Genomic DNA, 8605 nt, shown 5'->3' with positions numbered 1-8605 from the left:
GCCCTCTTCCGAGGCCGATAAGCCGATTGGAACCTCGCTCGCGGAATTCATCAGGGCCAGCGGAACACCACCGCACGAACAGGCCGGACAGACGACAGTACTGACGAAATCTACCGCAGAAATCGCCAAAAAACTCTTGCAATGCAGGAGCCACCCACAGATGCCATTGGCTATGGCTTGATGACGCTGCAGTGCGGCCCGCCGAAGGAGAATTTCGCTGCGGTTGAGAGTTACCCGGGAAGATGAGGTCATGCTCACGGAATTCATCCTGTCGTCGCCCTAAGGTTCACAGGAGACCCGAGACGATGTATGTTTCTCGTGAAGATGTAACGGTATTTAGGCGTGGATCAGAATGGCGCGACAGTTCCCACTCGAAGGTAACAAGACCTTTCTGGTTTATGCGGGTACTGGCACCGACCTGATATTCAATCACGGAGTTGATTTACCCGGTTTCGCGTCGTTTCCATTGCTGGAAGAACCTGGCACCAGGGCAATACTGGCCGGTCAAATGCAGACACTTGTTGATCTCGCCGGTGAAATGAATGTCGGGTGTATCCTTGATGCGCCCACATGGATGGCGAACGCCGACCGGGCAGCGCCTTTGGGGTACGATGCAGAACGGCTCGTTGAAGTGAACAAAGATGCGGTCAGCCTAATGGAGGACGTCCGCCAGGCTGCCGCTCGCGATGATATACTGGTGTCGGCCTGTATCGGCCCGCGCTATGATCCTTACGCCGACATCCCGCCGGTACCCGTCGAAGATGCGCGTCAATACCATGCTGTTCAAATGCAAAGCCTGAAAGACACTAGCGTCGACCTGGTCACTGCTTATACATTCAACCGTCCAAGCGAGGCAGCCGGATGTATCCTCGCTGCCCGAGACGCTGAACTGCCGATCATCATGTCTCTGGTTGTTGAGACAGACGGATGCCTGGCAGACGGAACCAAACTTGTGGACGGAATTGACCAGATTGACGCGGCAACGGACTCGGCGGCGCTGTTTTTTATGGTCAACTGCGCTCATCCGACCCATTTCGCCGGAGCGCTTGGCAACCACCCCCGACTTAAAGGCATGGTGGCAAACGCTTCGAGTTGCTCGCATGCGGAACTTGACGAAGCAGATGAGCTGGACGAAGGCGATCCAGCTGAACTTGGTAAACAGATTGCCTCGATTGCGAGGCAGAATCCGTCGATCCAAGTATTTGGAGGGTGCTGCGGTACCGACATGCGCCACCTGAAATCGATGGCCAGCGAATTGGCGTAGCCAACTTAGTTCAATCTGAGCGATAGCGCTGATATCTAAGGTGATACCGTGATGTCTTTCCGCCACTTGTTATAACGGCCCAGAGCCGACATCCAACCCGCCATATTGATGCTGCGGTTGCAGCCCGCTTGCGGACTTTCGCTGCGTCTATGCGACGGTACCGAATGCAATCGATCAAATCGTAAGACATTGGTGCAGGAGTAAGACTAACCATAAGCACCCATCTAGGACGCGCAGAAACTCGTGTCGATCTTACCGGAGTTGATCCGTTTGACAGGCCCAACATTCCATTGATTATGTGCGCATGACCAAAGCTCAACGACCGCCAAAGCCAAAACCCATTCCTTACACCCCGGAGCCGAACCGCTATGAGCGAATGGTTTATCGGCGATGTGGGAGGTCGGGTGTGAAGCTTCCTGTTGTCAGCTTGGGCCTGTGGCATAATTTCGGTGCGGACTCGACGCACGAAAACAAGCGAGCAATGTGTCGGACCGCATTCGACCATGGGATCACTCATTTTGATCTGGCGAACAACTACGGTCCACCACCCGGATCGGCAGAAGAGGCATTTGGCGAAATCCTAAGAACTGATTTCACGGGCTACAGGGATGAATTGATCATTTCCTCCAAAGCAGGCTACGACATGTGGCCGGGACCCTACGGAGAATGGGGGTCGCGCAAGTACATGATCGCGTCCTGTGACCAATCACTCGCGCGCATGGGGCTTGATTACGTCGACATCTTTTATTCCCACCGATTTGACCCCGACACCCCGCTCGAAGAGACGATGGGCGCGTTGGATCATATCGTACGGTCGGGTCGCGCGCTCTACGCAGGTATCTCGAGCTACAACTCCCAATGCACACGCGAGGCTGTGAAGATTCTCAACGACCTTGGCACACCTTGCCTGATTCACCAGCCTTCTTACAATCTGCTCAACCGTTGGGTGGAGCGGGACGGTTTGCTCGATACCCTGAACGATCTTGGGGTAGGATCGATTGCGTTCACGCCGCTGGCACAAGGCATTCTAACGTCAAAATACCTGCGCGATATTCCGGATGGCAGCCGTGCTACACAAGGGAAGTCGCTACTTGATGGCATGATCAACGAGCGATCTCTGGCAAGTGTCCGTGCTCTGAACGACATGGCTGAGGCACGCGGGCAAACTCTGGCGCAAATGGCCCTGGCCTGGGTGTTAAGAGGCGGACGCGTAACGACCGCGCTTATTGGTGCGTCCCGGCCGGGTCAGATCGTAGATTGCGCAGGCGTAGTCGATAACCTCGCCTTCAGTGATGAAGAGTTGGCAAGGATCGATGCAATCAGTTCGGAAGAAGATATCAATTTGTGGGCTCGGTCGTCAGAAACAGAATGACCAATCTTAGAAGTGCTAAAACCCAAGACCATTTGGAGCTTGATAATTTTGGCGGCTTCAGCTTCTGCAGCTCGGCTAAATAACGATCAAGACTGACCGGCCCAAAGCGGATGAGGTGGATGGCTACTGCTCCACCGGCATCGAACGTTGTTGATTGTCACTGAGAACTGACCCGGTATGCCCATAAATTGTCACTGAGAATTGACCCATGTGAACACACTTCCCCGACGGTTTTGGTTGGGGGGATTTGGCAACGATCCTGGCAGACACGCCGCGATGCCGAGATAGCCATCTTCGAATACATAAACGGGTTCTACAATCCACGACGCAGGCATTCAGCTCTCGGCTGGAAAAGCCCCTTGGCCTTCGAAAGAAAGGTCGCTTAAGTGAGCAACCGGAGCGGCACTAAAGCGTGACAGGTCCAAGATCCCCGACACTCTGGAAGGCCGTCAATTTGTCGGTGGCTTCCTCGATTGCTTCACCGATTTCATCAAGATCTGCTTGGTCGATGTCGGCGAAAGCTTCCTCGATTAGCGGGCGCAGAGGCGATCGGCGCCACTCCGCGAGGTCACCTTCCGCGTCACGAAGAGCTGGCAACAGGTCCATGGTCAGGCGGCGGCGGAGGTCATGGCCGAAACGTTTCGTCACTCTTTCAACGCCGAAACAAATGAACTCCAGGTCGTTGTCCGATGTCGGTGCACTGACTAATCCCGGTCGCGCGCGACATTCGTAGGTCAGGCGGACCGTGTCGGGGTCATCGTCGAGGCGGAAGTCCGTGAGTAGAGCAAGGATATCGAGGTCAGAGTCAAACTCTTCGATTTCGACAGCAATGACTATCTTGTCGTCTTCTTCCAGGCCCTCAAGCCCGTCCCAGAAATCGGCGAGGCCAAGTTCACGGGCGCTGTCGGGCAGAGAGGGATCAAACAGCAACCGGAGGGCATGCACCAGGTTGCTTTTGCCGACTTTGTTTTCGCCAACCACAACAACGTTTCCATCGAGGGCTACGTCCAGTTTTGAAAAATTCCGAAAGTTCTCGATCACAATCCGTGACAAGTGCATGCAAGGCCACCTCGATCTAAATCATTGTTTCTGCAAAGACGTGCTCGATCCGCGCCGTTTCGTCGTCGGTCAATGCCTTGAACTCATTGGTTCGGGCGCGACGCGACAGGGTGCCGCTGTTCTGTTGAAGGAAGCGAAACAACAGATCGATGGTGCGGTCAGGCATATCAACAATAGCTTCGACCTGGCTGCGGAATGCATCGTAATTTCGAAGGAATGCTGTCTCGTACGGCAGGTCTTCTTCGATTGTCTTTTGGACGCATGAATAGAGGAATTCTGCGTGTGGCGTCGCGTCGAAGAAGCTGTAGAAATCGCCTGTGTCGTTCAAGACCCGAACGTTGAATTTTTCCGTCGGCTCCCATTCGATGAGCGGCAGCAGTCGTGCTGAATAGCTCTCAAGAACCGTTCTATACTCATCTATGCGTTCTAGAATCGCGGCGGACACCGGAAAGACCACCCCTGGTGGGTTGAAGCCGCGTTCCGCTAGAACATGGTGGATCAGGTAGCGGTGCAGCCGGCCGTTACCGTCTTCAAACGGGTGTATGTAGACAAAACCGAATGCGAGGATTGCAGCGGACACGATCGGGTCAGAGTGCCGAGACGCACCGTGATCAAAAGCGATCATCCCGTCAGTCAGGGACGGAAGATCTTCATGCCGGGCACTTATATGATCAGGCAACGGCATCCTTGTTTCGCGGTCATGCTCGCCAACAAAACCGCCCTCGTCGCGGAAACCCAGCTTGATGAACCGGGCATCACCTATGACGATCCGTTGCAGTCGTAGCAGCTCATCGCGGTCGAGCGGCTGGCGACCGGCCTCGCCGATCGCACGGCCCCAACGCTGAATTCGGTCTTGTGGTGGACGCTCGCCTTCGATCGCGTAGCTGGAACGTGAGTCTTTGAGTAGAAGGAAAGCAGCCGTGCGCGCGAGCAAGTCCCGGGGGACATCGGCGATGACCGCGCGGGCTCGACTGGCCAAGTCCATCGCGATGAACTCGTCTAGCTTTTTCGTGCGAAAGACCAGCGGGCAGAAGTCTCTAGTTCCCGGCAGATTATTTTTAACGCGATATCGGGGAGCGTTTTCCCCTTCCGTCGCGAACTGTTGGTCGGGATCAACGACAGGCACGTAGCGACCGCCTTCTGCATCTGGCAGATTCAGTCGGCTTCCTGTTAGCCATTCAAACAGAAACCAGATTCGCCTTGCGTAGCTGCCGGTTGGCTTTTTGCGCACGATGTCAACAATGCCGTCAGGCCCGGTGGCCGCGAACAGCTTCGCGAGGACAGCAAGATCAAGCCCTTCGTATTTGAGAGCGAAGGTGAGGTGGCCATCTAAGTCTGCACTCGGGGCGTGGCGCGGCGTCAGGATGCGCCAAACCTCATCCTCAACGACCCGGTGATGGTTCCCTGTTGCCGAAAGTTTGCGGGGCAGTGGCACAGACAATCTGTAGGCGTCAATCAGTGCGCTGTAGCCTGCCAAGGTGGCGGTCTCAGGAAGGCGACGCTCCTGAAAAACGGTTCTCGGGCCCGAAAAAAGTACCTGTTGGTCCGATGGCATGAATTCCGTTCCCTTGGCGTGAATTTTTACTGCAGAGCATTGCACCCATGAAATCCGTTCCTAGCACATGAAAAATGTTCTTGAATAGGTATTATTCGTGAAAAACGGTTCAAACTTACGCCGCAGTCCGGGCATGTCAGATCACGGATCGATCTGCGGCGATCGACCGACGATGTTAAGAGGTCCTCCAACGAACTACGCCGAGTAGAAGTTGTCTTCGTCAAAAGGACATTCATCCCGAAGCATGACCGCTCCCCGTTTCACCGAATTTTCTTCGGTGCCGAACACCTCCACAGAGTGCCGGCACCGTGTACAGGTAATAATGAGCCCCGGAACCGCGCCATAGTCACCATCCAGTTCCTCTTCCGAGACATCGATTTTCACGCGCATGTGCCGACCCTATTACGATTCACACCGGGAGAATGGGATCACCGACCCTCCTGCAGGTGCCCCTGTCTCACGCGAAGCGTCCGTTTTGAGAGTCAATGACACCACGTCTCCTGTTTTCTTGCTGAACTTGTTGATTGCCTCCGGATTGAGGCTTTCCGGGCTCCTCTTCCACGATCCCAGCTCGTGTTCCTGCAGGCGACCATCTTCAAAAACGGTTTCGACTTTGATCCTGAGTTCCATCAAATCTCCCACTCTTCCGATGGGATACTCCTAAGCCCAAAACCAACTGACCCCCAACTTCTTTCCACTCCCCAAAGCGTGTGGATCAGATATCTCCGTATTTGATTGGCAATGCCCTACGTGGACGTTCGCCGTTTTGGAATTTCCTCCAGCGCGCTACCGTAGATTCTTTCTGTGTTCTCGGTCTCAGGGACCTTGTTGCACGGATCGGCTCCCCAGTTTAGCTCTGGCGCTTTTCTTTTCCTGAGTTGCTGTGAATGCCATACAAGTTCAATCATGCGCGTCGCGAAAAGTTTCCCAAAGCGAAGTACCGCGTCACCAACTGCAAGGAATACAGTCAAGGTCTCCGGAGTCGAGGTGATGTGACAATCTGGATTTCTGAAGATGTGGTCGAAAACTGGGCTTCTCCACGCCGCAAGACATGTGGCCGTCAGGCGCGTTACTCCGATTTGGGCATCGAGATTTGCCTCACTCTGCGGGTCGTGTTTCGACTTCCACTCAGGCAAACTCAGGGTTTCATGGGTTGTGTTGCAAAGATTTGAGCCTGTTAAGTTGTTTCGGCAATCGCTTGTGAGTCAGGTGGCGAGCTCAGCGAACTGCTGAAATGGACAGAGTCCAGGCGTGAGTTGGCCCTTGCGGATCATGTGCGACACTTCGATTCCGTCGAGCGTTGCCGCCGCTGAATCGAAAGCCTTGAACCCCAGCATTGGCCGCGTGCGTCTCTTGATGAAACGGTGGTCCTGCTCGACGATATTGTTCAAGTATTTCCGCCTGACCATCTCGATCGAGATCGGACAGCCAAAACCTTTGAGCATTTTGTTGATGGCCTTGATGCCTGCGGTGTTAGCTCCAATTTTGTCGATGACAATCTTTCGAGGAAAGCCATTGGCTTCCAGCATTCGGGCAAAGAATTTAGTGGCAGCAGATTTGTTGCGGCGCCGGGACAGCATGAAATCAAGCGTCTTGCCGCTCTTATCGACGGCTCGGTAGAGATAAACCCAGTTCCCTTTCACTCGGATGTAAGTTTCCTCCATTCTCCACGAACGGTCACATGGCTCTTTGCGGCGACGCGCTGCCTCAGCGATTGCAGGAGAATACCGTGTTACCCATCGGTTTAGCGTGGTGTGGTCCACTGAAACACCGCGCTCGGCCATGATTTCTTCTAAATCCCGGTAGGACACACCGTATCGGACATAGAAAAACACCGCGAACAGGATCACATCCTTCGGATATTGTGCGCCTTTGAAGGAAATCATGAACTGACTTTCGACTGATTTTATCGAATGTCATTCATCCGCAGAATCTGGCTTCGTCAACAGCCAAAAGTTTGCAACAGATCCAGCTTTCTCAACTCGTCAAGAGATGAATACAACGGTGTTGACGGATCAATTCTCGCTTGAGCGCGGCTTCTGAAGAATTTCGCATACTCTTCCACATAGACACGGTCCTTTTGCGGCATGTCCGCAAGATAGCTCATCAGAAAATTGTCATAGTGGTGGACTGCATCGGCGAAGCGGTTCTGCCGATGCCGCGCCATTGCGCGAAACAGTTCCGCCTTGGCCATGAAATATGGTTGCGCTTGGAACCCTTCCAAGCGGTCAAGAACGGCCGAATAATCCCCTGCTTGCATTGACTTCGCCGCCTTGTGAAAAACCCCCGCGTTTCTGATATCGCGGATGAGTTTCATAGGTCCGCCTCACCAACAGCGCCTTTGGTATTTCCGAATGGCATTATTCCCCAAGCTCCCGGATTTCCCTCTGGATCGACCATTCGATCAGTTCTGACCAAAGCTTGCGCACAAGATCCGGGTCCAGCCCATTTTGCGTGGCCGTTGCGCTGACTTTATTCAAAACCTCGGTTACCCGATCTGTTGTCCTTGCAGGCAGCCCCTCGATCTTCTTCAGATCAACAGCGCGGTCGATGTAGCCGCTGCGGTTGGCAAGAAGAGTAATCAGCTCGATATCGATGGCGTCGATCTGAACGCGAAGCTCAGCCATAGTCTTACAAGCTTCAGGCGGTCGTCGTTCACTCACGGCTATCTCCGTATATTTGGCTGCCAAGCAATTGGCGAAGGTGGGTTACAGCCCTTTGCGAGCGAGCCTCGCAGAAGTCGTCTGTCGGAGCCGGGAGCCGTCCAATCACGCGCCGGATTTGCTGATCACCGATCAACAGATCAAGATAGAGACCCACGGCTGCTCCGGAATGCTCAAAGCGAAGGTGGCCTTCCTGCCGCGCACGTAGCAGCACCTGCTCCAGCAAGGGAAATACAGCTTCTCGCCCGGCCTTTGAAAGCGTCGCGCCAAGCTCACCACTGCTATCAGCGGCTGCGGCCCGGTTGAGTGCTACGGCACGATCACCAGTTAGCAAATCCAAAAGCTTCGGCCCCAACGTTCCCAGAATGGAAAGCGCGTCATGGTCGGTTTCCAATTCAGCTTCCAGGTGGGATTTCACTTCTTCTGCGTTACGCGTGACGAGGGCACGGAACAGCCCCTGTTTATCCCCATACCAGTTGTACAACGTCTCGTTGGAAGCGCGGGCCTGTTTCGCAATGCCCTGCATGGACGTACCCCCATACCCTTTGACCTCCAGCACCTTGTAGGCCGCCGCCTCGATCTGTTGCTGACGCAGCGATCGTTTCTCTTCTCGCAAAATCACTCTCCGACCTGTTGACATAAACCGTAACTCAAATTACGGATATCCGCAACCGTAATCGAAATTACACTTT

General features: G+C 54.2%; 12 protein-coding genes and 1 pseudogene. 4 read left to right on the top strand and 9 right to left on the bottom strand.

Translation table 11 applies throughout. The features are described 5' to 3' along the window. Nucleotides 1–258 (bottom strand): hypothetical protein (locus ACR0BF_RS15685; RefSeq protein WP_480625277.1); only part of this gene is annotated, 258 nt, incomplete at its 3' end. A 94-nt stretch (nt 259–352) separates the two neighbouring features. Between ACR0BF_RS15685 and ACR0BF_RS15680 the strand changes: the two genes are divergently transcribed. The 3 genes and pseudogenes from ACR0BF_RS15680 to ACR0BF_RS15670 form a co-directional block, all read left to right on the top strand. Continuing rightward, nucleotides 353–1264 (top strand): homocysteine S-methyltransferase family protein, encoded by a 912-nt coding sequence (locus ACR0BF_RS15680; protein ID WP_480625276.1) that lies wholly within the window; start codon nt 353–355, stop codon nt 1262–1264. Nucleotides 1265–1604: 340 nt separating this feature from the next. Beyond that, on the top strand, nt 1605–2636 hold the full coding sequence (mgrA, locus tag ACR0BF_RS15675) for an L-glyceraldehyde 3-phosphate reductase (RefSeq protein WP_480608384.1): 1032 nt from the start codon (nt 1605–1607) through the stop codon (nt 2634–2636). Nucleotides 2637–2881: 245 nt separating this feature from the next. Further along, nucleotides 2882–3022, top strand: a pseudogene (locus ACR0BF_RS15670) (IS3 family transposase); the annotation flags it as partial. Nucleotides 3023–3041: 19 nt separating this feature from the next. Here the strand turns inward: ACR0BF_RS15670 and ACR0BF_RS15665 are convergent. The 4 genes from ACR0BF_RS15665 to ACR0BF_RS15650 all read right to left on the bottom strand — a co-directional run bounded on the left by ACR0BF_RS15665 (nt 3042) and on the right by ACR0BF_RS15650 (nt 5880). Further along, entirely contained in the window at nt 3042–3695 is a 654-nt protein-coding gene (locus tag ACR0BF_RS15665) for an AAA family ATPase (protein WP_480606413.1), read from the bottom strand. A 16-nt stretch (nt 3696–3711) separates the two neighbouring features. Beyond that, a complete protein-coding gene (locus ACR0BF_RS15660) occupies nt 3712–5250 on the bottom strand; it encodes a Fic family protein (protein WP_480606410.1) in 1539 nt (512 codons plus the stop codon). Nucleotides 5251–5445: 195 nt separating this feature from the next. After that, nucleotides 5446–5640 (bottom strand): hypothetical protein, encoded by a 195-nt coding sequence (locus ACR0BF_RS15655; protein WP_204417415.1) that lies wholly within the window; start codon nt 5638–5640, stop codon nt 5446–5448. 12 nt (nt 5641–5652) lie between these two features. Beyond that, nucleotides 5653–5880, bottom strand: a complete 228-nt coding sequence (locus tag ACR0BF_RS15650) for a hypothetical protein (protein WP_480625275.1) — start codon at nt 5878–5880, stop codon at nt 5653–5655. A 257-nt stretch (nt 5881–6137) separates the two neighbouring features. Between ACR0BF_RS15650 and ACR0BF_RS15645 the strand changes: the two genes are divergently transcribed. After that, nucleotides 6138–6422 (top strand): transposase, encoded by a 285-nt coding sequence (locus ACR0BF_RS15645; RefSeq protein WP_480606404.1) that lies wholly within the window; start codon nt 6138–6140, stop codon nt 6420–6422. A gap of 33 nt (nt 6423–6455) precedes the next feature. Here the strand turns inward: ACR0BF_RS15645 and ACR0BF_RS15640 are convergent, their stop codons facing one another. The 4 genes from ACR0BF_RS15640 to ACR0BF_RS15625 are packed head-to-tail and all read right to left on the bottom strand — an operon-like array spanning nt 6456 to nt 8529. Further along, nucleotides 6456–7136, bottom strand: a complete 681-nt coding sequence (locus ACR0BF_RS15640) for an IS6 family transposase (protein WP_480606401.1) — start codon at nt 7134–7136, stop codon at nt 6456–6458. Between the two features lie 56 nt (nt 7137–7192). Next, nucleotides 7193–7567, bottom strand: a complete 375-nt coding sequence (locus ACR0BF_RS15635) for a hypothetical protein (RefSeq protein WP_480606398.1) — start codon at nt 7565–7567, stop codon at nt 7193–7195. A 43-nt stretch (nt 7568–7610) separates the two neighbouring features. After that, nucleotides 7611–7877, bottom strand: a complete 267-nt coding sequence (locus tag ACR0BF_RS15630) for a chorismate mutase (RefSeq protein ID WP_480606396.1) — start codon at nt 7875–7877, stop codon at nt 7611–7613. A gap of 28 nt (nt 7878–7905) precedes the next feature. Further along, nucleotides 7906–8529, bottom strand: a complete 624-nt coding sequence (locus ACR0BF_RS15625; protein ID WP_480606393.1) for a TetR/AcrR family transcriptional regulator — start codon at nt 8527–8529, stop codon at nt 7906–7908. Between the last annotated feature and the right edge of the window lie 76 nt (nt 8530–8605).

This window comes from Ruegeria sp. AG7 (assembly GCF_056541545.1).
This window is presented reverse-complemented; position numbering and strand designations above follow the sequence as displayed.

Coding starts and splice junctions, on each gene's coding strand:
- ACR0BF_RS15640 (WP_480606401.1), bottom strand. CDS start 7,136: ATGATTTCCTTCAAAGGCGCACAATATCCGAAGGATGTGATCCTGTTC.
- ACR0BF_RS15680 (WP_480625276.1), top strand. CDS start 353: ATGGCGCGACAGTTCCCACTCGAAGGTAACAAGACCTTTCTGGTTTAT.
- ACR0BF_RS15655 (WP_204417415.1), bottom strand. CDS start 5,640: ATGCGCGTGAAAATCGATGTCTCGGAAGAGGAACTGGATGGTGACTAT.
- ACR0BF_RS15645 (WP_480606404.1), top strand. CDS start 6,138: ATGCCATACAAGTTCAATCATGCGCGTCGCGAAAAGTTTCCCAAAGCG.
- ACR0BF_RS15650 (WP_480625275.1), bottom strand. CDS start 5,880: ATGGAACTCAGGATCAAAGTCGAAACCGTTTTTGAAGATGGTCGCCTG.
- ACR0BF_RS15635 (WP_480606398.1), bottom strand. CDS start 7,567: ATGAAACTCATCCGCGATATCAGAAACGCGGGGGTTTTTCACAAGGCG.
- ACR0BF_RS15660 (WP_480606410.1), bottom strand. CDS start 5,250: ATGCCATCGGACCAACAGGTACTTTTTTCGGGCCCGAGAACCGTTTTT.
- ACR0BF_RS15630 (WP_480606396.1), bottom strand. CDS start 7,877: ATGGCTGAGCTTCGCGTTCAGATCGACGCCATCGATATCGAGCTGATT.
- ACR0BF_RS15665 (WP_480606413.1), bottom strand. CDS start 3,695: ATGCACTTGTCACGGATTGTGATCGAGAACTTTCGGAATTTTTCAAAA.